Origin of the sequence: Polymorphospora sp. A560 (assembly GCF_045781765.1) — a bacterium.
GTDB lineage: Bacteria > Actinomycetota > Actinomycetes > Mycobacteriales > Micromonosporaceae > Polymorphospora > Polymorphospora lycopeni.
Window position 1 is genome coordinate 8,135,951 of record NZ_CP122282.1, and the last position, 24,156, is coordinate 8,160,106.

Below are 24,156 nucleotides of genomic sequence, written 5' to 3' on the forward strand. Positions count from 1 at the left end.
GTATGGAGGGTCGGCTCAGCGGACGCGCGAGTACTTGATCTCCATGTTGTAGGAGCTCTGCACGAGCTGGTCGCCGCTGCACGTGTATTTCGACGGGTCGTCGCCGCCGCCGAGCGGCTCGCTGACCGGCTGCCCGCTGCCCACGGTGGCCGTCGTCGTGCCGTCGGGCTTGACGTTCGACAACGAGAGCGTGCCGTTATCGGCCCGGTAGTCGAAGGTGATCCGACCCGTGAACTTGATGGTCACCGTCTGGCCCTGCACGGAGCCCCGGTATTCGGTGCCGGTGCCGTACTCGGTGACGCCCTTGCCATCGGCGGTGAGCGAGAGCCTCGCCCACGGGCTCCGGCCGTTGAAGGTCACGTTGCCGACCCCGTCGATCGGCACCTCTTCACGGTGCGAGTTGACCACCCACTCACCGACCACGCACTGGTCGATGCCGGGCACCGCGGGCGCCGACGACTCGGACTGCTGCGCGGAGGGCGTCGGGTTGGGGGAGTTGGCCAGGACATCGGGGTCGTCCTCATCGTTGCCGCGCATCCCGACGACGACCAGGATCGCGACGACGAGCACGGCGAGCGTCGAGCCGAGCGCGATGGCCGGTACCAGGAACTTGTTCTTGCTCGGCGGCTGCTGCTGCGGGATCGACGGATAGCTGACCGCGTATCCGCCGCCGCTCGTCGGCTGCGGGTAGGTCGGGCCGCCGCTGCCCGGGTAGCCGCCGGGCGGGGAACTGGTCGGGTAGCCGGGGGCCCCGGACTGCTGCGGGTATCCGCCGCCCGACACCGGGGGATAGCCGGCACCGGACACCGGCGGGTAGCCCGGACCGGACGAGGGCGGATAGCTCGGGCCGCCACTCCCCGGCTGGCCGTAGTCGGGCTGGCCGTACGCGCCGCCGGCGGGCTGGCCGTAGTCGGGCTGCTGTCCGTAACCGGAACCGGGCTGCTGCCCGTAGCCCTGCTGCCCGTACGGCTGCTGATAGTCCGGCGGCTGCTGCGCGTAGGGGGAGGGCGGCAGCGGATCGAGGCTGCCCCGGTAGGTGCCGCACTGCGTGCAGTTACCCGCCGCGTTGATGGTCACGCCGCCGCAGACAGCACACGGCTGCATGGTCGCCTCCCGGAGTACGTCGTCAGATGCCCACTGTGGCCCGTGTGCGCCAGGTGCACCGCTGCCGTTCTGCGACGGTATCCGAGCCACGCCATGCCCGTAACTGCCGATTCGGGCGACTCGGGGCAGACCGCGCCGGCGGGCGCTGTCGACTACCCGACCAAGATCGGGGGCGGGGGCTAGCCGATTCCCTCGGCGCGCGCCCAGCGCAGCAGTTCGGCCTCGGCCTCGTCGCGGTCGAGTGGTCCGCGCTCCAGCCGTACCTCTTTGAGGTGGCGCCAGGCGCGGCCGACGATCGGGCCGGCGGGCACGCCGAGCAGTTCCATGATGGCGTTTCCGTCGAGGTCGGGCCGGACCCGGGCCAGGTCCTCCTCGGCCTGGATCCGGGCGATCCGCGTCTCGAGCGCGTCGTAGTCGGCGGCGAGGGCCGCCGCCTTGCGCCGGTTGCGGGTGGTGCAGTCCGACCTCGTCAGCTTGTGCAGGCGGGGAAGGAGGTCGCCGGCGTCGGTGACGTAGCGGCGTACGGCAGAGTCGGTCCACTCGCCACGGCCGTAGCCGTAGAAGCGCAGGTGCAGCCCGACCAGGTCGACGACGGCGGAGGTGACGTCCTTGGGGAAGCGGAGCGCCTTCATCCGCTGCTTGGTCATCCGGGCCCCGACCACTTCGTGGTGGTGGAAGCTGACCCGGCCGTCGGAACCGACCGCCTTGGTGGCCGGCTTGCCGACGTCGTGCATCAGGGCGGCCATCCGCAGCACGAAGTCCGGCTCACCGCCCTCCAGCGCGATCGCGTTGCTCACCACGGTCAGGGTGTGCTCGTAGACGTCCTTGTGCTGGGCGTGCTCGTCGATCTCGAGCTTGAGCCCGGACAGTTCAGGCAGGAACCGGTCGGCGAGCCCGGTGTCGACCAGCAGGCGCAGACCGGTGATCGGGTCGGCTCCGGACATCAGCTTCACGAACTCGTCCCGGATCCGCTCGGCGGTGATCCGGTCGAGGTCGGTGGCGAGGGCCGCCATCGCCGCCCGTACGCCGGGTTCGACGGCGAACCGCAGTTGGGCGGCGAACCGGGCGGCACGCAGCATCCGCAGCGGGTCGTCGCCGAACGACTCCTGGGGAGTGCCGGGCGTCCGGATCACCCGCGTGGCGAGGTCGTCGAGGCCGCGGTGCGGGTCGGTGAACCGGTGGTCGGGGAGGCTGACCGCCATCGCGTTGATGGTGAAGTCCCGCCGGCGCAGGTCGTCGAGCAGGCTCTTGCCGTAGCGGACCACCGGGTTGCGGGTCACGCCGTCGTACGCCTCGGCCCGGAACGTGGTGATCTCCAGCCGCAGCCCGCCCCGGGCGGCCCCGATGGTGCCGAACTCCCGTCCGGTCTCCCAGGTCGCCTCCGCCCATCCCTTGATCAGGCGAAGCGTTTCCTCGGGGTGCGCGTCGGTGCAGAAGTCGAGGTCGTCGCCGAGCCGGCCGAGCAGCGCGTCGCGTACCGAACCACCGACCAGGTGCAGTTCGTGGCCGGCTCTGGCGAACCGGCGGCCCAACTCGTCGGCGACGGGGGAGACCCGCAGCAGTTCGGTGACGGCGTTGCGCTGAGCGGCGGTCAGCTCGCGGCGCTCGGCGGCGCTCGGCGAACCGTTCGCGCCGGATGAGTTCGCGCCGGGTGAGGATGTGTCGGGCATGGGATCGCCAGCGTAGCGGGCTCCGGTGACCCGACGGTTCCCGGGCGGCCGGAGGTGCCGGTTCCGGCAGGCTCCCATTGACTAAGGTCGGACCTGTGCCGGCGGGGCGTTCACCCGCCGATCCCCTGGGAGGCTGACACATGGCCGGCGGCCTGTACCGAAGCGCGAGTGCCGCGCCCGACGGCGGGCGTCCGCCGGCCGACGGCGCGACCCCGATCTCGGCCGCGGAACCGTGGCGCCCGGCGACCCAGGCCCAGCCGGTGGTGGAGGCGACCGAGCCACCGCCCGAGCCGGCCGGCGGCGGCGCGGCCGGCAACAGCGCCGTCATGGCCGCCGGCAGCCTGGTCAGCCGGGGTACGGGCTTCCTGCGCACGCTGCTGTTGGCGGTCGCGCTCGGCGCCGGCGCGGTCGGCAACGCCTACACCACCGCGCAGATCCTGCCCGGCATGGTCTACGAGTTCCTGCTCGGCGGCATCCTGACCAGCGTCCTCGTGCCGGTCCTGGTCCGCCGCCGCAAGGGCGACCAGGACTCCGGCCAGGCCTACACCCAGCGGCTGCTCAGCCTCGCGGTGCTGGCGCTCGGCGCGGCGACGGTCCTGGCCCTGGCCCTCGCCCAGCCGCTGGCCATGCTCTACGCCAGCGACGGCACGACCCCGGAGTTCCGGTGGCTGGTCACCCGGCTGTCCTGGCTGATGCTGCCGATGATCTTCTTCTCCGGGCTGTCGGCGATGCTCAGCGCGGTGCTGAACACCAGGGGCCACTTCGCCGCCCCGATGTGGGCACCCATCCTCAACAACCTGGTCGTGATCGCGACCGTCGGCGTCTACGTGGTGGTCTACGGCGCGACCGAGGTGGGCGCGGGCGAGATGAGCCCCGGCCGGATCCTCCTGCTCGGCGGTGGCACCCTGCTCGGGGTCGCGATCCAGGCGGCCGGCCTGCTGCCGGCGCTGCGCAAGGTCGGCTTCAGATGGCGGTGGCGGTTCGACTTCGGCGGGCTCGGCCTGCGCGAACTGGCCCGGCTCGGTGCCTGGACGTTCTGTTACGTCGCGGTCAGCCAGATCGGTCTGGTGGTCGTGTTCAACCTGGTCAACCGGGCCGGCGACCAGGGCGAGGCCGGCGCGCTGATCTACAACAACGTGTTCCTGTTGCTGATGATGGCGCACGGCATCATCGCCGTGTCGATCATCACCGCCCTGATGCCCCGGATGAGCGCCGCCGCGGCCGACGAGCGGTACCCCGACCTCGCCGCCGACCTGTCCCGGGGCACCCGGACCACGACCGCGATCCTCGCCCCGGTCGCGGTCTGCTACGCGGTGCTGGCGACCCCGATCTCGTTCACCCTCTTCCGCTACGGCGCGTTCGACGAGAACGCCGCCGCCGCGACCGCGCCGGTGCTGCTCGTCGCCGGCCTGGCGCTGATCCCGTTCGCGATCAGCCAGCTCTTCACCTTCGGCTTCTACGCGTTGCCCGACACGAAGACCCCGGCCCTGGTCAACATTCCGGTGGTCGCGCTGCGGATCGCCGTACAGGTCGGCCTGTTCCTGGCCTTCTCGGCGTCGTTCACGGCGTCCGGTCTGATGGTCGGCAACGCGGTGTCCTACATCGCGGCGGCGGTGATCTCGGCCTGGCTGTTGCGCGGACGGGTGGGCCGCATCGGTCTCGGGACCATCGCCGCGACGTGGGCGAAAGTGCTGGTCGCGGCACTCGGCTCGGCCCTGGCCGGGATCGTGGTGATCAAGCTTCTGCCGGGTGACGACCGGCCGGACCGGCTGGCCGCGATCCTCCAGATCGTCCTGGGTGGCACGGCGATCGGGGTGACCTACTTCGGACTCGCGATGGCGCTGCGCATCCGCGAGATCACCGAGGTGGTCGGTATGGTGCGCCGGAAGCTGGGCCGCTGAGAAACCACGGCTAACACGAAATCCGGCGGGTGGGGTGTATCGGACGGGGATCGGGGAAGCCGGCGGACGGACGCCTCGACCAAGGCCGACAAAACACACTATTCATTTCCCTGTAGCATTCCATCTGAAAGATGACGGGACGCTACAAACCATGCCTTGTCCGACCAGGGCATACGCTCGGGGGCGGTGACCGCCGCGAGATGACATGCCAGGGACAAGCGGAACACAGGTAAGGTCACTCTCGGCGGATGCGGGTACCGCCTACGCTAGGGGTGACACACCCCGGCCGGTTCCGCGCTCGGCGGAGCCCACAGAGCCCAGTCGCACGTTGATCAATTGACATCAGCACCGAGGGAGGATCGGGTGACCCAGGTCGGCGAGGGCCAGGAGGCGGACGAAGTCGCGCCGGCCATGACGACCCCCGGTGCTCCCAGCCTCGGTGAAATCCTGGCCGAGCGGTACGAGCTGGCGGAGCACATCAACAACGACGCGGCCGGTCGCCAGGTGTGGCGCGGGGTCGACGTGATCCTCCGCCGACCGGTGGCCGTCGTGCTGCGCTACCCGGGCGGCGATCCGGCGATGGAGATGCTCCAGGCCGCGGTCGCGGCCAGCCGGGTGATCCACCCCAACCTGGTCGGCGTCTACGACGCGATCGACGAGGGGGGACGCGCCTACGTCGTACGCGAGTGGGTCGACGGCGACTCGCTGCGGGAGATGGTCGCCGACGGGCCGCTCGACCCGGCTCGCGCCACCAGCATCGCGCACGCCATCGCGGGCGCGGTCGCCGCCGTGCACGCCACCGGCATGGTGCACGGCAACGTGCACCCCGGCACCGTCCTGGCCGGCGACGACGGCCGGATCGTGCTCGCCGACGCGCGTGCCGACGTCGCCGACAGCCAGGAAACCGACGTACGCGCCATCGGCGGCGTCCTCTACTTCGCACTCACCGGCCACTGGCCGCACGCCGAGGCACCGCTGGCCAACGGCTCGCAGCCGACCGGCCGGCCCCCGTTGCCCGACGCCCTGCGGGACGCGAGCGGTGCGATCGCCGCCCCCCGTCAGGTCCGCGCCGGTGTTCCGGCCTACCTCGACGACCTGGCCATGGACCTGCTCGACGGCAATCTCGCCCTGCCGTCGTCCGACGTGCTCGCCGCCGAACTGGGTCGGCTCGACGCCGCCGTCGAAGAGGAATACCTCGACGTCGCCGGGCCGCTGCGCTTCACCTCCGCCCCCGACGGCGTGGGCGACCAGCCCCGGGCCACCCGCCGCAAGATCACCGCCGGGATCGCCGGCCTGCTGGCAATCGCCGCCGCGGGCCTTTTCTTCGGCATCAGCGCGCTGGCCGACAACGGCGATTCGCCCGCCCCCGGAACCGACACCCCGGCGACGATCGCCACCCCCGGCACCGGCGAAGACGGTGGTGGTGAGGGCACCCCCACCACCAAGAATCCCGAGAAGGTCACCCTTGAGGCCGGCCAGGTCCGGGTGGTCGACCCGGACGGCACCCGCACCGAGCTCGGCGGCGTCGCGGCGGTCGTCGACGGCGACCCGAACACCGGTTGGGACACCGAGAGCTACGAGGGTCGCGGCGACTTCGGCGGCCTCAAGCGGGGGATGGGAATCCTCATCGACCTGCGGCAAGCCCGCGAGGTCACCTCCGTGCAGGTCGTGCTGTCGAACCCCGGGGCGAGCGCCGAACTGCTCGCCGGTCCCGGCGATCCCGGCTCCAGCACGGCCGGCGACAACCAGGTCATCGAGACCTACAGCACCCGCATCGGTGAGCCCTTCGCCAAGCACGACGGGACCACGATGACGTTCAGCGGGTTCCAGCCGGACCAGCAGCATCAGTTCCTGCTGGTCTGGATCACCGACCTGCCGTCGTCCGGCAACGGCAAGTTCAAGATCGGCGTACAGGAGATTACGGTCGAGGCACGGTGACCGCCACGGTCGACCGGCGCACCGACGTACTCGGCTAAGGTTCTGCCGTGGCTGGTTCAGCTCGACGCAGTGACGGCGCCCCGCGCCCGCGGTCCGAGCCGCCGACCCCCGGTCCCGCAGCCGCCGCCACGACCGGCCGGCACCGGCTGTCCGAACTCGCCGACGCGGAGTTGCTGCGATCCCACGTCGACGGCGACCCCGATGCGTTCGGGGAACTCTTCCAGCGCCACCGCGACCGGCTGTGGGCGGTGGCGCTGCGGACGATCGGCGACCGCGAGGAGGCGGCCGACGCCGTACAGGACGCGATGCTCTCCGCCCACCGGGCCGCCGCCCGCTTCCGTGGCGACTCGGCCGTGACGACCTGGTTGCACCGCATCGTGGTCAACGCCTGCCTCGACCGGATCCGCCGCCGCCAGGCCCACCCGACCGTCCCGCTGCCGGACGGCACGTCCCCGTCCGACCCGGGTCGGACGGTCGGCGGGGTCGAGCCGGCCGCGCCGGCGCCCGACCACGACACCGTGCTGGTCGTCCGGGAGGCGCTCGACCAGTTGCCGGTCGAGCAGCGGGCCGCGTTGATCCTGGTCGACGTACAGGGTTATCCGGTCGCCGAGGTCGCGGTGATGCTCGGCGTCGCCGAGGGCACCATCAAGAGTCGCTGCGCCCGCGGCCGCGCCCGGCTCGCGGGCATGCTCGGTCACCTGCGCGGCGAGCCCGAACCGGCGCCGGCCGGCGCCGACGCCGGCGGCCCGGACACCGGCGGACGACGTACGGGCGTGCCGGCCGTCACTGGCGGGAACCCCGGGACGGGTAAACGCGTCCCATCTGAGCCAGCCAGTTCGGCGACCGACGCGAAGCAGGAGGGCAAGTGAGCACGGGCCAGTCCAGGGAGGTCGATCTCGACCTGCTGGCCGACTATGTCGGTGGTGCGCTCGACGGCACCCCCGAGGAGGCGGCGGTCGCCCGGCTGATCGCCGACGACGACCGGTGGTCCGCCGCGCACGATGCTTTGCTGATCGCGTCCGGAGCGGTCACGGCCGACCTCGCGGACTGGGGTGCGGCAAGCGAACCGATGCCGGCCGACGTGACCACCCGGATCACCACCGCCCTCGCCGACGCGGCCCGGATTCCGTCGTCCCGGCAGACCACGGAGACCGGATCCACGACCGGGTCGACCACCTCGGACGCCCCGCCGGACGGCGCCGCCGACGAGCGGACCGGCCGCCGGCTGACCGCCGTACCCGGTGGACGACCGGAATCCGGCGACCGGGCTGCCGCCCGCCGACGCCGCATGCGGCGCTGGGCGGCCCCGGCCACGGTCGCCGCGGGTGTCGTGGCCTTCGCCGCCTTCGGCGTCACCCAGCTCGTCGGTGACACCAGGTCCAGCCAGGACACCGCAGCCGGCGGTGACGACCGGTCCACGGCCAGCGCGGAGGCGGCCGAGCCGTACGGGTCGACCGAGGCCATGGGTACGCGGCGGCTGGCCAGCGGCACCGACTACGATCCGGCGACGCTTCGGTCGATCGTCGACGCCGCCGACCGGCAGAGCACGCTGAGCACGACTCCCGACACCGTGCTGGAGCCGGACGGGTCGGCGCCGACGCCGACCGGGACGCCGACGGGCGCCTCCGGCCTGGAGACGCTGAGCAGCGAGGCGGCGTTGTCGGCCTGCGTCGACGCGGTGAGCCAGGAACACGGTCGGGGGCCGGTCGCCGTCGACCTGGTCGACTACGCGGCTTTCCAGGGGACCCCGGCGCTGGTGGTGCTCTTCACCGACAGCGGTGGGCAGCGATGGGTGTGGGTCGCCGGCCCCGGCTGCGGCCAGGCCGGGTCCGGTGCCGACACCCGTTACCGCACCTCGGTAGGGTGAGCTGACGATGACCGACCGTCGACCGGGGTGACCTGACCCACCGCCACCACGGCCCGGGAATCCTGGTTCGTACGATTGCGTTCTGGTCAGTGGTTGCCGTCGGCAGCTCCGGCCGGTGATCATCCGGCCCGGTGCCGACCGGCGCCGACCGCATAGACATCTCCAGGAGTTGGCAGTGGACGAGGTCCGCAACCTGATCATCATCGGCTCGGGGCCCGCCGGCTACACCGCGGCGGTCTACGCTGCCCGCGCCAATCTCAAACCGCTCGTCATCGAGGGTGTCCAGTCCGGTGGCGCGCTCATGACCACCACCGAGGTGGAAAACTTCCCCGGCTTCCCCGACGGGATCATGGGGCCGGAGCTGATGGACTCGATGCGCAAGCAGGCCGAGCGGTTCGGCGCCGAGTTCCTCACCGACGACGTGACCCGGGTCGAACTCGTCGACACCGGCGTGGTCGGCTCCGGTGCCACGAGCACGGTGTACGTCGGCGAGACCGCCTACCGCGCCAAGGCGGTCATCCTGTCGACGGGTTCCGCGTGGCGCCCGCTGGGCGTGCCGGGGGAGCAGGAATACCTCGGCCACGGCGTCTCGTCGTGTGCCACGTGTGACGGCTTCTTCTTCCGCGGTCAGCAGATCGTCGTTGTCGGCGGCGGCGACTCGGCGATGGAGGAGGCGACGTTCCTGACCCGGTTCGCGGAGTCGGTGACGATCGTGCACCGCCGCGACGAGTTCCGGGCCAGCAAGATCATGGCGGACCGGGCGCTGGGCAACGAGAAGATCCGGGTCGAGTGGAACAGCATCGTCGAGGAGATCCTCGGCGAGGACGGCAAGGTCAGCGGCGTACGTCTGCTCAACACGCACACCGGCGAGCAGAAGACGCTCGACGTCACGGGCGTCTTCGTCGCCATCGGCCACGACCCGCGCAGCGAACTCTTCCGCGGCCAGGTCGAGATGGACGACGAGGGTTACGTGAAGGTGGCCGCGCCGAGCACCCACACGAGCGTGCCGGGCGTGTTCGCCGCCGGTGACCTGGTCGACCACACCTACCGGCAGGCGATCACCGCCGCCGGCACCGGTTGCGCCGCGGCCCTGGACGCCGAGCGCTTTATCGCGACGTTGGAAGTCTGAAATCCGGATACCACCCAGCGCGGGTGCCCTGAGGAGGGTTTAGTGGGAACAACCAAGGCTGTCACCGACGCCAACTTCGTAAGCGACGTGCTCCAGTCCGACAAGCCGGTCCTGGTGGACTTCTGGGCCGAGTGGTGCGCCCCGTGCCGTAAGGTCTCGCCGCTGCTCGAAGAGATCGCGAACGAGATGGGCGACAAGGTCACCATCGTCAAGCTCAACATCGACGAGAACCCGGAGACGGCACGCGCCTACCGGGTCATGTCGGTGCCGACGCTGACCGTCTTCAAGGGGGGCCAGCCGGTGCAGTCCGTCGCCGGTGCCCGCCCGAAGGGCGACCTGGTCAAGCTGATCGAGTCGGCGCTCTGACGAAACGTCTCCCGACCGCCCCGCGTCTTAGGATGCGGGGCGGTTCTGCGTCAGGGATCCGTTTCGCGGCGTAGGCCACGGCCGCATAACGCCAACCGGGTCCGGCGGCGACCGGGCCCACGGTAGGCTCCGGAAGCGTTCCCGCCCAGGTCAGCGGCCACGTCGGGCGGGCCTCGCGGCTGACCGGTTGAGCTGATCCGTGCTGGTCCACGCGCCCAGCGCGCTCCGAGGGAGGTTGCACGTGCGTCCGATCCGACGTGGGGACCGTGGCCCGGCGGTCCGGGAGATCTGCACGATTCTCGCCGGACTCGACCTGCTCGTGGCCAGACGCGACGACAGCGACGAGTTCGAGGCGGCGACCGAGCACGCCGTACGCACCTTCCAGCAGCTACGCGGGCTCAGCGTCGACGGCCAGGTCGGCGCCGAGACGTGGCGCGCGCTCGACGCCGCCCGCTGGCGGCTCGGGGCCCGTACGCTCTACCAGGCGATTCCCGATTCGCTGGTCGGTGAGGACGTACGCACCCTCCAGGAACGGATGCTGGAGATGGGGTACGACGTCGGACGCGCCGACGGCGTCTACGGTGCCCGCACGGCCCGGGCGGTGGCCCAGTTCCAGCGCGAGGTCGGAGTCACCTCCGACGGCGCCTGCGGACCGCACACCATGAACGCGCTACGCCGGCTCGGCCGCAAGGTCATCGGTGGGCGGCCGCAGTGGCTGCGCGAATCCGACGCGTTCCAGCAGTCCGGACCCGACCTGGTCGGCAAGATGATCATCATCGACCCGGGACACGGCGGCCCCGACCCCGGCTTCGTCGTACCCGACGGAACGCTGCGCTGGTCCGAGGCCGAGCTGGCGTACGACCTCGCGGCCCGCCTCGAAGGCCGGCTCGCCGCGGCCGGGATGCGGGTCCACCTCACCCGGGGACCGGCACCGACCGCCCAGCTCACCGACCTCGCCCGCGCCCACCTGGCCAACGAACTCGGCGGCGACCTGTTCATCTCCCTGCACATCGACGGGCACGCCAACCCCGAGGCCGACGGCGTCGCCACCTACCACTACGGCACCGACAACGGCGTCACGTCGACGGTGGGGGAGCGGCTGGCCGGCCTGGTCCAGCGGGAGATCGTCATGCGTACCGGGCTGCGCGACTGCCAGACCCATGCCAAGACGTGGGAGCTGCTGCGGCTGACCCGGATGCCGGCCGTACGCGTCGAGGTCGGCTACCTGACCTCGGCCCGGGACCGCGAACGGCTGACCAACCCGCTGTTCCGCGACCAGGTGATCGAGGCTGTCGTGGCCGCCGTACAGCGGATGTACTACCCGGTCGACCAGGACGTGCCGACCGGTTCGATCGACGTACGCGAGCTGCGGGCGATGGTCGTGGCCGGCGCCCGGGCCTGACGGCCGCGCTTCAGCCCGTCGTCGCTTCAGCTCGTCGTCGAGCGGGTCGCCGGGCGCACCGGACGCAGCAACGCCTCCGGGCTCATCGACCCGAGCAGCTTCTCCAGTGCGTATTCGACATCCGACTTCCACGACAGCGCCGTACGCAACTCCAGCCGCAGACGCGGGAACCGGGGATGCGGACGTACGGTCTTGAAGCCGACCGACAGGAAGAAGTCGACCGGGGCCAGACAGCTGTCGCCGGGCTCGCCCGCGTCGCCGAACTTGGCGTCGCCGAACGCCTCGATCGCCTTGACCCCCCGCTTGGTGAGATCGCGCGCCACCCCCTGCACCAGCATCCGGCCCAGGCCGCCACCGGCGAACGCGGCCACCACGTGCGCGGTCGTCAGCAGCGCGGCGTCAGCCGACACCGGTGAGGTCGGGAACGCCATCGACCGGGGGACGTAGGCCGGTGGGGCGTACATGACGAACCCCGCCGGCATGCCGTCGACGTAGGCGAGCTTGCCGCATGATCCCCACTCGAGCAGCGTCTGGGAAACCCACGCCTCCTTGTCGAGGCCGGGATCACCGTTGGCGCACGCACGCTCGGCCGCCACCGGATCGAGTTCCCAGAAGACGCACTGCCGGCACGAACTGGGCAGATCTTCGAGTGTGTCGAGGGTGAGACTCACCAGACGGCGCGACATTGGCCAATCCTCAATGCGGTCGAGTAGCGAAACCACGCAGCCAGGGCAACCTGGCCACCTCCTGCTCCCAACGACGGATCGTACGCCGGAACCTCGCGCCGGGGGAGACGTCGGGTGGACTCGCCCATATCGGTGTCGCGGCTCCGGCCGCCATCCCACCCCGGTGCCGGGGACCGGTCCGGCATCTGGACAGGCCCGGTAAGGCGAGGCCATCTCACCCTTCGCCGGACTACCATCGACGGACCAGCGCCGTGTCGAAGGTTCGGCGGCGCGCGCGAAGCGAAGCGAGGTAGCCGCGTGACCGAGCGACGCGAGGGAGTCGACCGGCGCATGACCGGCACGACGCTCGACGACTACACCGACCGCTACGCCCGCCGGGTGCGGGGCATGACGGCATCGGAGATCCGGGCGCTGTTCGCCGTGGCCAGCCGTCCGGAGGTCGTGTCGCTCGCCGGCGGCGCCCCGTACATCGCCGCGCTCCCGCTGGACGCCGTCGGCGAGATGCTCGGCCGGCTCGGCTCCGAGCACGGTGTCTCGACCCTCCAGTACGGCATCGGCCAGGGCACCCTCGAACTGCGCGAACGCATCTGCGAGGTGATGGCGCTGTCCGGCATCGACGGCCGGTGCGGCGCCTCGCCCGAGGACGTCGTGGTGACCGTCGGCGGCCAGCAGGCACTCGACCTCGTGGCCCGGCTCTTCCTCGACCCCGGCGACGTGGTGCTCGCCGAAGGCCCCACCTACGTCGGGGCGCTCGGCGTCTTCCAGGCCGCCCAGGCTCAGGTCTGCCACGTGCCCATGGACGCCGACGGGCTGATCCCCGAGGCGCTCGAGGCCGCCATCGCCGAGCAGGCCCGTGCCGGCCGCCGGGCGAAGTTCCTCTACACGATCCCGACCTACCAGAACCCGGCCGGCGTCACCCTCACCGACGAACGCCGCGAACGGGTGCTCGACATCTGCGAGCGGGCCGGCCTGCTGGTGGTCGAGGACGACCCGTACGGGCAGCTCGGTTTCGACGGCGAGGCGCCCGCGCCGCTGCGGGCCCGGCGCCGGGACGGCGTCTTCTACCTGAGCACGTTCTCCAAGACGTTCGCGCCGGGCCTGCGGGTCGGCTGGATCCTGGCCCCGCACGCCGTACGCGACAAGCTCGTCATCGCCAGCGAGGCGCAGATCCTGTGCCCGAGCGCGTTCGCGCAGGCCACGGTCACCACCTACCTGTCGACGATGCCGTGGCGCGAGCAGCTCAAGACCTACCGCGAGGTCTACCGGGAGCGCCGCGACGCGCTGCTGGACGCGCTCACCGACCTGATGCCGGCCGGCACCACCTGGACCCGGCCCGAGGGCGGCCTGTTCGTGTGGGCCAGCCTGCCCGAAGGGCTCGACGCCAAGGCGATGATGCCGCGGGCCATCGCGGCCCGGGTCGCGTACGTGCCCGGCACCGGCTTCTACGCCGACGGATCCGGCGGCGGCAACATGCGGCTCAACTTCTCCTTCCCCCCGCCGGAGCGGATCCGCGAGGGCGTGCGCCGGCTGGCCGGCGTGATGGAGCAGGAGATGGCGATGCAACAGGTCTTCGGCACGGTGAGCGGCAACCCGATCCGCCGCCGTGGGCAGGCCGGGGCGGATACGCCGGGTCCCGACTTGGCATGATCTCCGGCATGGGTACGCACTCTGCCGCCGCCGCTCCGGGCAACCTCTCCACCACCACCCCGCTCTCCGACCTGCACGTGCTGGTGCTCGCCGGTGGGCTGTCGTACGAGCGGGACGTGTCCCTGAAATCCGGGCGGCGAGTGCTCGACGCACTGCGGTCGGTCGGCATCGACGCCGAGTTGCGCGACGCCGACGTGACGCTGCTGCCGGCCCTGCAGGCCGACCCACCGGACGCCGTGGTGATCGCGCTGCACGGGGCCACCGGCGAGGACGGCTCCCTGCGCGGCGTACTCGACCTGTGCGACGTCCCGTACGTCGGCTGCGACGCCCGCGCCTCCCGCCTCGCCTGGGACAAGCCGTCCGCGAAGGCGGTGCTGCGCGAGGCCGCCATCCCGACCCCGGACTGGGTGGCCCTGCCGCACGACCGGTTCTCCGAACTGGGCGCGGTCGCCGTCCTCGACCGGATCGCCGGCCGGCTCGGGCTGCCGCTGATGGTCAAGCCGGCCCAGGGCGGTTCGGGTCTCGGTGCCGCCGTCGTACGCGAGCCCAGCGCGCTGCCGGCCGCGATGGTCGGCTGTTTCGCGTACGACTCGACGGCGCTGGTCGAGCGGTACGTCGCCGGCATGGACGTCGCGGTCTCGGTCGTCGACCTCGGCGCCGGACCGCAGGCCCTGCCCGCCGTGGAGATCGTGCCCCGCAACGGCGTCTACGACTACGCGGCCCGCTACACCGCCGGCCTGACCACCTGGCACGCCCCGGCCCGGCTCGACGACGCGGTCGCCGTACGGGTGGCGGAAACCGCGCTGGCCGCGCACACCGCCCTCGGGCTACGCGACCTGTCCCGCGTCGACCTGATCGTCGACGGGGACGGCCAGCCGCACGTGCTCGAGGTCAACGTATCGCCAGGGATGACCGAGACCTCGCTCCTGCCGCTGGCCGTGCAGGCGGCCGGACTCGACTTCGGCAAACTGCTGGCGACCCTGGTGTCCCGGGCCGCGGCCCGGCCGGCCTGACATCTCGTACGGCTGCTCCGCTCCCGGCGGCGGCTGCCCCCGGGGTTCGGTTCTACTCCCGGCAGTGGCTGCCCTTGGCGGTTGGACGCCGCTCCCGGCGGTGGTAGCCCCGCCGGGTCTGTCAGCGACCGATCGGCCGGGCGGGTGCGCCTGGGTCGGCGGGCTCGATCGGGTCTTCTTCGTCGCCTCCGGCCTCGCTCACGCCGGCACGGCTGGCCGTGCCCGTCGTCACCGGTTCCCCGGCCCGGTTTTCGGTTGGCGCCTTCTCGGCTTGCGGCTCGTGACTCGTCGGCTTTTCGGCTGCCGTCTCCTCGGTCGGTGGCTTGGTAGACATCGCGGCCGGCGGGCCGGCCGGGTTGTCGCTTGCGGTGCCGACGCCCCGTGCCCCGTCGGACTCGGCTCGGTCAGCCCCGGTCCCGTCGGGCTCGGTCCCGTCGGGCTCGGCGCCGTCGGGCTCGGCGCCGTCGGGCTCGGCGCCGTCGGGCTCGGTGCCGTTGGTCGAGGCTTCGGCTGCCGACGCCTGCTGGGTAAGGCTGGACGGTGCCAGCCACTGGATACGCGGCGGCTCGGCGAGCGGCCGGCCACCGAACTCGGCAAGCCACGCGGCCACCAGGGCCAGGTTCTCCCGCCATTGGCCCTCGGGAATCGGCGGCAGGATGGCGTCCCAGAGGGAGAGGAACGTGCCGCGCAACTGCAGCCGGCCGTGCGGGCGGGCCAGGAACCACAGGTGCAGGTGAGCGGAACCGTCACCCCATCGGTTGACGTGCACCCGGGCGACACCGTCGAGTGACCGGATCGCCCGCTCCAGGCGGACCGTCATCACGCCCAACTCGGCGGCAAGCAGGTTGGGCAGGTCGCCCAGATCCAGGTGTGAACGGGATTCGAGAATGAGCACCATCGGCAGGCCGGTCGGACGATCCATTGCCCGGACTCGCCACCGTTCGCTCACCCAGATGTACGCCTCGTCGGGCGCGTTGCAGGCGCTGCATTCTCGCGAACCCTCGCCCTTTCGCGCCGGCTCGACGTCGACCGGATCGTCGAGGGCCTTGACGCGGAGTTCGCCTTCGAACGGAAAGGAAGGCCACCTGGTGAAGTCTGGAACCGGGGCGGGGGTGTCGGACACGACGCTGACCCTAACCGAGTTGTCGATGACTGTCCTTCCCCGTTTCGGGCGAGCGTCCGGACTTCCGCGAGGCATCGGAGTCGATCCGTACCGACCGTCACGGAGTGGGTTGGCGCCCGTAATCCACAGGCTCATCCACCGGTCTACACGCGGTTTCACGTGAAACAGACCACCCTGTGGATAACTTCTGTGGATAACTTTTGGGCCGCTGTGAGGCGGGTCCGCATCCGTCACCGCCGACCGCCGGAGGCTTCTTCGGCGTGGTTTCCACCGGGGCGGGCGGGCCGAAAAATGAGGCGGGGAAACGGTGTCAGCCCAGGTTCGGACTCCCGGTCGCAAGTTGAAGAAAGCTGTCTGGTGGATCGGTCGTCGGTTGGTCCGGACGTCTGTCGGGCGGTCGGGCCCGGGCTGCCATCGCCGGTGACGGGGGAGTTATCCACAGGCGGCCGCCTCTGGCGAGCAACGGCTGCACCTCGCTCTGGGAATCCGCCCTGGCTCGCCGGGTGCGGCTCGGACTTCCTGTTTCACGTGGAACGAGGAGACGTCTGGCGGGACGGACGGTCATCGGTCGGGTCGTTGCAACAGATGCCAATCCTGTTCTGTGGATCAAGGAGTCGGTGGGTTCGGATCAATCGCGGTCCCGGCATCACTCGCAGAATCGACCGGTGGGTCGGCCTCAGCGATACCCGGGACGGGCGCCTGGTACGGGGCGCTCAGGGCTGATCGGTTACCACCGCATCGCGTTGCCTGCGCTCCGGTGTGCTCCGCGCTCGTCGGCGCACGCACGACCCGGGCCTCGGCCAGGTCGGTAGCGGGCCGCCCGGCTGGGTTGCCAGGGCAGGCTCGCTGTGACCACACCTCTGTGACGCACCGCCCGAGACCAAGCGCCAGACCAAGCCGGCAAGACCAACGAGACAAGGCGCCCGAGACAGGGAAGCGCCAGACAGGTGACCGGAGAAGGGAGCCCGAGGGCATCACGGACGAGCACGGGCACCAGCAGGAGTAGAGCAAGGGTGCCCTCGCCTCCGCCGGTCAGCCAGCTACGGCCCAACCGGGAATCGGGCGCGGGACCGCACTGGCCCCATACGACCTCTCCGCCAGCGCTCTAGTCATTCCCTGGCCATGGTCGCCGCTTCGAACGTCGAGACAGGCCCCGCCCCGCCCGCGGGGGCAGGACGCCCTCACCTGACCTGAGAACCAACGCACTGCGATGGTCACGCCCCGCCCCTGAGCATCGCACCTCTCGTTTCGAGCATCGACGCTCCGTTTCACGTGAAACGGAGCGCAAGGCATCAACTCTGAAAACGACGATGGCCGCCACCCAGGCGGGCGGCGGCCATCGTTACGGCGGCGACGTCAGCTCTCCGGCTGCCCCTCGCCGTCCATGCCGATGATGCCCACGATCCGTTCGAGATCGTCGACCGTGGCGAACTCGATCGTGATCTTGCCCTTGCTGCGCCCGATGTCGACCTTCACCCGGGTGTCGAACCGGTCGGAAAGCCGGTCGGCCAGATCGGTCAGGGCCGGCGCGTGCGGCTTGGGTCGCCGGGGAGCGGGAGTCTTCTGCTGAGGTCCGTCAGCGAGAGCAATCTTGACCAGTTCCTCGGTCGCCCGTACCGACAGTTCTTCCGCCACGATCCGCCGGGCCAGGTTGTCCTGGGCGTCCGCGTCATCGAGACCGAGCAGCGCGCGGGCGTGCCCGGCCGACAGCACCCCGGCCGCCACCCGGAGCTGCACCTGGGGCGGCAGGTTCAGCAGCCGGATCGTGTTCGAGATCTGCGGTCGACTGCGTCCGATGCGGCGGGCCAACTCGTCGTGGGTCGCGCCGAACTCTTCGAGCAGTTGCTGATAGGCGGCAGCCTCTTCAAGCGGGTTGAGGTTCGCGCGGTGGATGTTCTCCAGAAGGGCGTCGCGAAGCATCGCGTCGTCCTTGGTTTCCCGGACGATGGCCGGAATCGTCTCGTGCCCGACCGCCTGCGCTGCCCGCCAGCGACGCTCGCCCATGACCAGCTCGTAGCGGTCCGAAGCGAGTTCCCGTACGACGATGGGCTGCAGGAAACCGACTTCCTGGATCGAGGTCGTCAGCTCCTCCAAAGCCTCTTCGTCGAAGATCTGGCGCGGCTGCTTTGGGTTGGGTTCGATCGACCCGACCGGGATCTCGGCGAACCGGGCCCCCGGCACCGGCGCAAGCTCCGGGGACGGGTCGGCAACCGGCGGGGCCGGTGCCGGGGGAGTGGCCGGCGGTTCGGCGCTCTGCGGCGCGGTCGGGGTCGGGGTCGTCTGCTCCGGCTCGACCATTGGCGGCTCGACGGTGGCCACCGACGCTGTCGGCGGCGGAGCGGTCGGAATCAGGGCTCCAAGCCCTCGCCCCAGCCCGCCTCGCGGACGGTTCTTCATGCCACGCCTCCCACCGAGTTGTCCGGCCAACCAATTTCGGCCAAGGGGTTCGTCGTACCCGGTCTAGGCATTGTGGCCGGCGACCTTGTCGACCCCGCGTTCCGCGATCTCCAGAGCCGCCTCGAAGTAGCTCGTTGCGCCCCGCGATCCGGGATCGTAAGTCATGACCGACTGGCCGTAACTCGGAGCCTCCGACACCCGCACGTTACGGGGAATGACGGTTTGCAGCACCTTGTCGCCGAAGTGGTTGCGGACATCCTGCTCGACCGCGTCCGCAAGGCGGGTACGGCGGTCGTACATGGTCAGGATGATGGTCGACACGTCGAGGTTCGGGTTGAGGTGCTGACGCACCAGGTTGATGTTGTTGATCAGTTGGTTGAGCCCTTCGAGCGCGTAGTACTCGCACTGGATAGGGATCAGTACCTCCTGCGCCGCGACGAGCGCGTTGACCGTCAGCAGCCCGAGCGAGGGCGGGCAGTCGATGAAGACGTAGTCGAACGGCTCCGGGTGGCCGGCGATAGCTCTCGCGAGCCGCGATTCGCGGGCGACGACCGACACCAGCTCGATCTCCGCACCGGCGAGGTCGATCGTGGCCGGCACGCACCACAGGTTGGGGATGCCCTCGACCTGCTGGGCAACCTCGGCCAGGGGCACGTTGTCGATCAGGCAGTCGTACACGTCGGAGATGCCCGCGTGGTGCGGCACGTTCAGACCCGTCGAGGCGTTGCCCTGCGGATCCAGATCCACCACGAGTACCCGGTTGCCGTGCAGCGCGAGCGCCACGGCCAGGTTTACGGTCGTCGTGGTCTTACCCACGCCACCCTTCTGATTCGCGACGCACATGATCCGTGGCCGGTCCGGGCGGGGCATGGTCACCTCGCCGCTCGGGTTCAGGATCTGCACGGCGCGCAATGCCTCCATAGCCAACGGTGGATCATCCTCTTCGCGTGACTGGGTTTCACGTGAAACGTACGCGTCGGCCACGGGTTCCTCGGTGAATGGTCGGGGCGCGGTCGTCGGCGTGTCGGCCTCAACCGGCGGATTCAACATTTGGGGGACAGGCGCCGCGCTGGCGGACGAGTGGGGGCGGGGCGTCGGTGCCGGGCGACGCGCCGGCGCGTCCATAACGCCGGCTCGGGCATCCCCGATACGGTCGTCCGCCGGCAAGGCCGGTCCGTCGACCGGATACGGGACGGCGAAAGGGTCGGCAAGTGCGCCGCCGCGGGGCTGGGGAACGGAGCGGTCCTCGGTCAACGCCTCGCGAATTCCATCGGAGAACGCCTGAACTGTTGGATGGAGGCGACCGTCACTCGACCAACCGTCGTGGCCTGTTTCACGTGAAACAGTCGGGCCGGCGGAGCCATGACCGCTACGTCTGTGATCGTCGTACCTACCGTTGTCATGCACCGTGTCATCCCTGTCCGGTTCGGATGGGTCGGCACCGCCAGCGCTCTCGTCCGCGCTTTCGGGCGAAGTGTGCGGCCCGGCAAGAAGCGGCGGAGGCGTTGACACGTCGCCCTCCACCGCGCGGTCCGCACTATCGACGCGCGGCCAGCCTACGGCCGAATGGGTAGTCGTGGCCACGGGTGTCCGCCACGTGACGCCGTCCGGCACCCGGTAGTGGGAGGTCAAAAGCCCGGAAATCGCCCACAAACGCCTGGTTTCTTGCCCCAGGGTCAGACCGGTCACACCGCACGCCGCAAGTGATGTCTCAGCCTCGGCGGGCCCGCTTCCGGCCGGCGTTAGCGCCCGAACCGGGCCGGGCAGCCGTACGCCGTGCCGACCTGGACCGCGCCGACACGATCTCGCGCTCTCGGACGATCTCCACCACGGTCGTCGGCGGGTCGACAAGACCGACTCCGCAGTGCCGTACGACCGGTGCGCCGCCGCCCAGCCGGTCGACCGCGTCCCGATGCTCAGCCACCTCGTCCGGTGCAGAGTTGCCCTTCAACGCGACCAACCTGCCACCGACGGCTGCGAGTGGCAGGCACCAGCCGGCAAGCCGGTCGAGGGGTGCGACCGCTCTTGCGGTGACGACGTCGGCAGGGGAGAAGTCCGCGTCGGCGAACTCCTCGGCCCGGCCCCGCTGCACCGTCACCGTTCCGTCGAGCCCGAGTCTGTCCACCGCTTCGTCAAGAAAGGCGGTACGTCGGGCGAGCGGCTCGACCAGGACGACGGAGAGGTCTGGTCGGGCCACCGCGAGCACGAGACCGGGCAGGCCGGCACCCGAGCCGACGTCGACCACGCGCGCGCCGGTCGGAATCAGCTCCGCGACGGCGGCGCAGTTGAGCAGGTGCCGGTCCCAGATGCGGGGGGCCTCCCGCGGCCCGATCAGGCCACGTACGACCCCCTCGGTCGCCAGCAGTTCCGCGTAGGCGGCGGCAAGGGGAAGCCGATCACCGAAGAGCGTCCCCGCCGCCTCGACGAGATCGTCGGGAAGGGTCACCGGACCGCCCGTGGACGGGCGCGGGGACCGCTCGGCCGACGGCACCGACTGATACGGCCCGGGCGGCGTGACGCCACCCGGGCCGGACGCGGCTGGTGCCGCTGGGTCATTCGTCATATCAGCTTTCAGTCCGCGAGACGGACGATGATCCGGCGGTTGGGCTCGACACCCTCCGACTCGCTCTGCACGCCGGCGAGTGCGTTGACCACGTCGTGGACGCACTTGCGCTCGAAGGCGGACATCGGCTCGAGGCGTACGTCTTCGCCGTACTCCTTGACCTTCTCCACAGCGTTGCGTGCGACCGCGGCCAGTTCCTTGCGCCGGCTGGCCCGGTATCCGCCGACGTCTAGCAGCAGGCGACTCGGCGTGCCGGTCTGCCGGAACACCGCGAGACGGGTCAGTTCCTGAAGGGCCTCGACGGTGGCACCGCGCTGACCGACCAGCGGCTGGAGCCGGTCGCCGACCACCTCGACCACCGGCCGCCCGCCGGACACCAGCTCGTCGATGTCGCCGTCGTAGTCGAGGATGTCCAGGAGCCCTTCGACATAGTCCGCGGCGATCTCGCTCTGCCGGAAGAGCTCGGCGTCACTCGTGGCCTTGGACTCCTCGGCGCCGGCGTCGCTGGTGCCTTCGGTCTGGGCCACGGCCGACTCGGCCTGCTCTTCTGAAACTTCGGTGCGGGGAGTGCTGGTGTCGGTCACGTGTCATCTCCGTACTCGGTCGGCCGGACCAGTCACGGTCGGCTGGTTTCCGTGACCGGCGAAGATCGCCGACGGTCACGGCACGTCTACGTGGGGGCGTGGTGCTCGGTGCCAGGGGAGCGCCTCGAAGTCGGGTCCCGGCCCGGGACCCTAGGCCGGCAGCGAGGGCTGCCGGCCCGACGTTCGGTCAGCTTCAACCCTGGCGTTTCGCGGGCCGCCCCTTCTTCGGGTTGACCGGCTTGGCACCCGGCTTGGGGGCCAGTGCCTTGGTGTCGACCGCCGGCTTCGCCTCCGGCTGCGTGCCGTTGGCCTTGCCACGGCCGAAAAGGCCGGCGGGCTTCGCGGGCTGGCCGGTCCCGGCCTTGCCGGTGCCCGGCTTGCTCAGGTTGGCCTTGCCGGTGCCCGGCTTGCCCGCACCCGGCTTACCCGTTCCGGCCTTGCTGGTGGCGGTCACCAGCGGCGGGAACTTACGCAGCACCCACTGCTGCTGGCCGAGCGTGAAGAGGTTGTTCGTCACCCAGTAGATGATCACACCGATGGGGAAAATCGCGCCGGAAATCAGCAGCGAAGCGGGGATGCCGTAGAGCATCAGGCGCTGGATCATCCGCTGCTGCGGGTCTTCGGCCCAGCCGGTCTTGAGGATCATCTGCCGGCTGGTCAGGTAGGTGGTGGCGATCATGATGCAGACCAGCACACCGGCCATGATCTTGACCGTGGTGCCGTCGGCACCCATCCGGGCCAGTTCCTCGGCGGTCGAACCGAACTTGCCGGAGATCGGCGCGGTGAACAGCGTCGCACTGGCCGCGCTGTCGAACTGGTCGGCGGTCCAGCCGTACAGCGTCTTGCCCTGGTTATCCGGGCTGAGCCGGCGGAGCACGTGGAAGAGGCCGAGGAACACCGGGATCTGAAGGAACATCGGAAGGCAGCCCATGAGCGGGTTGGCCTTTTCCTTCCGGTAGAGCTCCATCATCTCCTGCTGGAGCGACTCCCGGTCACCCTTGTGCTTCTCCTGCAGCTCCTTGACCTTGGGCTGGAGCGCCTGCATCGCCCGCTGCGATTTGATCTGCTTGACGAAGACCGGGAAGAGGATCACCCGTACGGTGACCACCAGGAACACGATGGCAAGGATCCAGGACCAGTTCGTGCCCAGGACCATCGTCGCCGGCACCCCGATCGCGTCCCACGCGGAATGCCAAAGCAGCAGGATCCACGAGATCGCCCAGTAGATCCAGTCGAGACTCAATTCGGGGCTCCAGTCACATCAGCACGACGGCGGCTGCCCGGCTCCGGCACCGGGTCATACCCACCGGGGTGGAAGGGGTGGCAGCGCAACAGCCGCCGGACCGCCAGCAGAAATCCCCGTAGCGCACCGTGTCGCTCCACCGCCTGGAGGGCGTAGGCGCTGCACGACGGGTAGAACCGACAGCGGGCCGGCAGCGCCGGGCTTATCCAACGACGGTACGCGATGACGGGTCCTGCCAGCATTCGGGCGCCGAGTGTCATGCGTCGCGGGGAGTCGTGGTCGCCGCTCATCGGCGCGACCGGGAGGCTCGTCGGGGCGTCCGCGCGGCGGTCAGCGCCGCGTCGAGGTCTGCCGCGAGCCGGCCGTACGGCACCTCGGCCGCGCTCGGCAGCGCCCGCACCACAAGAGTCGAGCCGGCCGGCAGGGTGTCGATCCGCTCCCGGACCAGATGGCGGAGCCGGCGCCGGACAAGATTGCGTACGACCGCACCACCGACCGCCTTGGACACGACGAAGCCGGCACGCGACGGGGGAGATCCGCTCTCCACCCCGGCGTCGCGTGCCGGCTTCGTGACTGCTAGTTGTCCAGGCCCGTCTGTCTCGCGGCCGAGATCGAGGTGAACGACCACCGAGCCGCGGTTGGCCCGCCGCCCGGCGCGCATCGCTGCGGCAAACTCTCTGCTGTGCCGCAGTCGATGCGAGGTCGCCAGCACGACTGCCTACTACATCTTCCGGACCGGGACTGCCAGCCCTCAGGCTGACAGGCGGGCGCGGCCCTTCGAGCGGCGGGTGGCAAGGATCGCGCGGCCGGCCCGGGTGCGCATGCGCAGCCGGAAGCCGTGGGTCTTCGCGCGCCGGCGGTTGTTCGGCTGGTAGGTGCGCTTGCTCACGTCAGGCTCTCCGTCTTCGTGCGCGCGGACGGCGACCCGTCCGAGTTCGTGTCATGTCTGGCGTCGGTGCTACCGCTTGCCGGCCGCTGGACTGCCCCGCCCAATCCCTTGATCTCAAAGTTCGGATCGGGGTCCGGGTCTTCCTGCTTCCGTCCGGGTCTTCCTGCTTTGCCGAGCTGTTTCTTCCCCCGAGCCCACCTCGCACACGAGGCCGCTCGAACAAGCAACCGCCACCCTATCAGGAGGGCGACGGCACAGCCGCTCCAGCCTACGCACGGCCACAACTACCGTCAAACGTCCGCCCCGGCGCCACGCCGGGGTGCGGACGGGCGGACCAGCGGCTCCGCCCCGGGGCGGTTTTCACTGATGGCGCCAACGCCCGGGTGTGGACGGCGGTTGAAGGGTTGTGGACAACGCTGTTAGCGTGCCCGATTGCCGGTCGGCATGCTCGGGGGGCCAGGGATTGCCGCAGATGGGGGCAAAACTGGGCGAGGTGGTCGATCGTTCGGCACGGTGAAGCCGTATCAGCGGTGGATCCGGCACCATCCGGGCCTGACAGGCGCCACCCGGGAAGCCACAATCGGTCGGTACACAGGCTGTGGATAACTTGTGGACAACGGGTCCAACGGTCGAA

Annotated in this window: 20 protein-coding genes and 1 pseudogene; 9 read left to right on the top strand and 12 right to left on the bottom strand. The window is 70.6% G+C overall.

The genetic code is table 11. The features are described from left to right. Positions 1 to 15: 15 nt before the first annotated feature. Together QCD66_RS36650 and QCD66_RS36655 are read right to left on the bottom strand one after the other, a co-directional pair. Positions 16 to 1,104, bottom strand: coding sequence for a hypothetical protein (locus QCD66_RS36650; RefSeq protein ID WP_375732598.1), 1,089 nt, complete (start codon positions 1,102 to 1,104; stop codon positions 16 to 18). A gap of 179 nt (positions 1,105 to 1,283) precedes the next feature. Further along, complete coding sequence (locus tag QCD66_RS36655) at positions 1,284 to 2,774, bottom strand: CCA tRNA nucleotidyltransferase (RefSeq protein ID WP_375732597.1); 1,491 nt, start codon at positions 2,772 to 2,774, stop codon at positions 1,284 to 1,286. Positions 2,775 to 2,914: 140 nt separating this feature from the next. On the opposite strand from QCD66_RS36655, the gene murJ reads away from it, so the two are divergent. The 7 genes and pseudogenes from murJ to QCD66_RS36690 all read left to right on the top strand — a co-directional run bounded on the left by murJ (position 2,915) and on the right by QCD66_RS36690 (position 11,377). Further along, positions 2,915 to 4,675, top strand: a complete 1,761-nt coding sequence (murJ, locus tag QCD66_RS36660) for a murein biosynthesis integral membrane protein MurJ (protein WP_364213225.1) — start codon at positions 2,915 to 2,917, stop codon at positions 4,673 to 4,675. A 328-nt stretch (positions 4,676 to 5,003) separates the two neighbouring features. Further along, positions 5,004 to 6,613 (top strand): annotated as a pseudogene (locus tag QCD66_RS36665) (protein kinase family protein). 146 nt (positions 6,614 to 6,759) lie between these two features. Continuing rightward, positions 6,760 to 7,482 carry an RNA polymerase sigma factor SigM gene (sigM, locus tag QCD66_RS36670; protein WP_407567278.1) on the top strand — a complete coding sequence of 241 codons (723 nt, stop codon included), beginning with the start codon at positions 6,760 to 6,762 and terminating at the stop codon, positions 7,480 to 7,482. Continuing rightward, entirely contained in the window at positions 7,479 to 8,480 is a 1,002-nt protein-coding gene (locus QCD66_RS36675) for a hypothetical protein (protein ID WP_375732595.1), read from the top strand. The genes sigM and QCD66_RS36675 overlap by 4 nt, the downstream gene beginning before the upstream one ends. A 175-nt stretch (positions 8,481 to 8,655) precedes the next feature. Beyond that, positions 8,656 to 9,609, top strand: coding sequence for a thioredoxin-disulfide reductase (gene trxB, locus QCD66_RS36680; RefSeq protein ID WP_364213219.1), 954 nt, complete (start codon positions 8,656 to 8,658; stop codon positions 9,607 to 9,609). Between the two features lie 42 nt (positions 9,610 to 9,651). Then, the gene (gene trxA / locus QCD66_RS36685; RefSeq protein WP_357535146.1) at positions 9,652 to 9,975 is read left to right on the top strand and encodes a thioredoxin; all 324 of its coding nucleotides are present in this window, start codon (positions 9,652 to 9,654) and stop codon (positions 9,973 to 9,975) included. 241 nt (positions 9,976 to 10,216) lie between these two features. Next, the gene (locus tag QCD66_RS36690) at positions 10,217 to 11,377 is read left to right on the top strand and encodes an N-acetylmuramoyl-L-alanine amidase (RefSeq protein WP_375732594.1); all 1,161 of its coding nucleotides are present in this window, start codon (positions 10,217 to 10,219) and stop codon (positions 11,375 to 11,377) included. 26 nt (positions 11,378 to 11,403) lie between these two features. Here QCD66_RS36690 and QCD66_RS36695 read toward each other — a convergent pair whose 3' ends face one another. Beyond that, positions 11,404 to 12,063, bottom strand: a complete 660-nt coding sequence (locus tag QCD66_RS36695; protein ID WP_375732593.1) for a GNAT family N-acetyltransferase — start codon at positions 12,061 to 12,063, stop codon at positions 11,404 to 11,406. Positions 12,064 to 12,393: 330 nt separating this feature from the next. Between QCD66_RS36695 and QCD66_RS36700 the strand changes: the two genes are divergently transcribed. Together QCD66_RS36700 and QCD66_RS36705 are read left to right on the top strand one after the other, a co-directional pair. Next, positions 12,394 to 13,710 (top strand): PLP-dependent aminotransferase family protein, encoded by a 1,317-nt coding sequence (locus tag QCD66_RS36700; RefSeq protein ID WP_375732633.1) that lies wholly within the window; start codon positions 12,394 to 12,396, stop codon positions 13,708 to 13,710. Positions 13,711 to 13,718: 8 nt separating this feature from the next. Continuing rightward, the gene (locus QCD66_RS36705; RefSeq protein ID WP_375732592.1) at positions 13,719 to 14,723 is read left to right on the top strand and encodes a D-alanine--D-alanine ligase; all 1,005 of its coding nucleotides are present in this window, start codon (positions 13,719 to 13,721) and stop codon (positions 14,721 to 14,723) included. 121 nt (positions 14,724 to 14,844) lie between these two features. Here QCD66_RS36705 and QCD66_RS36710 read toward each other — a convergent pair whose 3' ends face one another. From QCD66_RS36710 to rpmH, 9 genes are all read right to left on the bottom strand, one after another. After that, on the bottom strand, positions 14,845 to 15,846 hold the full coding sequence (locus QCD66_RS36710) for a hypothetical protein (protein ID WP_375732632.1): 1,002 nt from the start codon (positions 15,844 to 15,846) through the stop codon (positions 14,845 to 14,847). A 1,356-nt stretch (positions 15,847 to 17,202) separates the two neighbouring features. After that, entirely contained in the window at positions 17,203 to 18,243 is a 1,041-nt protein-coding gene (locus tag QCD66_RS36715) for a ParB/RepB/Spo0J family partition protein (protein ID WP_375732591.1), read from the bottom strand. Between the two features lie 63 nt (positions 18,244 to 18,306). Then, positions 18,307 to 19,293 carry an AAA family ATPase gene (locus QCD66_RS36720; protein ID WP_375732631.1) on the bottom strand — a complete coding sequence of 329 codons (987 nt, stop codon included), beginning with the start codon at positions 19,291 to 19,293 and terminating at the stop codon, positions 18,307 to 18,309. 661 nt (positions 19,294 to 19,954) lie between these two features. Further along, complete coding sequence (gene rsmG / locus QCD66_RS36725; RefSeq protein ID WP_375732590.1) at positions 19,955 to 20,806, bottom strand: 16S rRNA (guanine(527)-N(7))-methyltransferase RsmG; 852 nt, start codon at positions 20,804 to 20,806, stop codon at positions 19,955 to 19,957. 8 nt (positions 20,807 to 20,814) lie between these two features. Further along, positions 20,815 to 21,333, bottom strand: coding sequence for a protein jag (locus QCD66_RS36730; protein ID WP_375732630.1), 519 nt, complete (start codon positions 21,331 to 21,333; stop codon positions 20,815 to 20,817). A 250-nt stretch (positions 21,334 to 21,583) separates the two neighbouring features. Then, complete coding sequence (gene yidC / locus QCD66_RS36735) at positions 21,584 to 22,633, bottom strand: membrane protein insertase YidC (RefSeq protein WP_407566964.1); 1,050 nt, start codon at positions 22,631 to 22,633, stop codon at positions 21,584 to 21,586. Further along, positions 22,630 to 22,875, bottom strand: a complete 246-nt coding sequence (gene yidD / locus QCD66_RS36740) for a membrane protein insertion efficiency factor YidD (protein ID WP_375732629.1) — start codon at positions 22,873 to 22,875, stop codon at positions 22,630 to 22,632. The genes yidC and yidD overlap by 4 nt, the downstream gene beginning before the upstream one ends. Before the next feature lie 44 nt (positions 22,876 to 22,919). After that, positions 22,920 to 23,345, bottom strand: coding sequence for a ribonuclease P protein component (rnpA, locus tag QCD66_RS36745; RefSeq protein ID WP_364213198.1), 426 nt, complete (start codon positions 23,343 to 23,345; stop codon positions 22,920 to 22,922). Between the two features lie 39 nt (positions 23,346 to 23,384). Beyond that, positions 23,385 to 23,522, bottom strand: coding sequence for a 50S ribosomal protein L34 (rpmH, locus tag QCD66_RS36750; protein ID WP_334529209.1), 138 nt, complete (start codon positions 23,520 to 23,522; stop codon positions 23,385 to 23,387). Positions 23,523 to 24,156 lie beyond the last annotated feature (634 nt).

What these genes read in the sequence shown, in the direction of transcription:
- yidD (WP_375732629.1), bottom strand. Translation starts at nt 22,875, where the DNA reads ATGCTGGCAGGACCCGTCATCGCGTACCGTCGTTGGATAAGCCCGGCG.
- murJ (WP_364213225.1), top strand. Translation starts at nt 2,915, where the DNA reads ATGGCCGGCGGCCTGTACCGAAGCGCGAGTGCCGCGCCCGACGGCGGG.
- rsmG (WP_375732590.1), bottom strand. Translation starts at nt 20,806, where the DNA reads ATGACGAATGACCCAGCGGCACCAGCCGCGTCCGGCCCGGGTGGCGTC.
- QCD66_RS36695 (WP_375732593.1), bottom strand. Translation starts at nt 12,063, where the DNA reads ATGTCGCGCCGTCTGGTGAGTCTCACCCTCGACACACTCGAAGATCTG.
- QCD66_RS36650 (WP_375732598.1), bottom strand. Translation starts at nt 1,104, where the DNA reads ATGCAGCCGTGTGCTGTCTGCGGCGGCGTGACCATCAACGCGGCGGGT.
- QCD66_RS36700 (WP_375732633.1), top strand. Translation starts at nt 12,394, where the DNA reads ATGACCGGCACGACGCTCGACGACTACACCGACCGCTACGCCCGCCGG.
- QCD66_RS36720 (WP_375732631.1), bottom strand. Translation starts at nt 19,293, where the DNA reads ATGTTGAATCCGCCGGTTGAGGCCGACACGCCGACGACCGCGCCCCGA.
- QCD66_RS36715 (WP_375732591.1), bottom strand. Translation starts at nt 18,243, where the DNA reads ATGAAGAACCGTCCGCGAGGCGGGCTGGGGCGAGGGCTTGGAGCCCTG.
- QCD66_RS36655 (WP_375732597.1), bottom strand. Translation starts at nt 2,774, where the DNA reads ATGCCCGACACATCCTCACCCGGCGCGAACTCATCCGGCGCGAACGGT.
- QCD66_RS36705 (WP_375732592.1), top strand. Translation starts at nt 13,719, where the DNA reads ATGGGTACGCACTCTGCCGCCGCCGCTCCGGGCAACCTCTCCACCACC.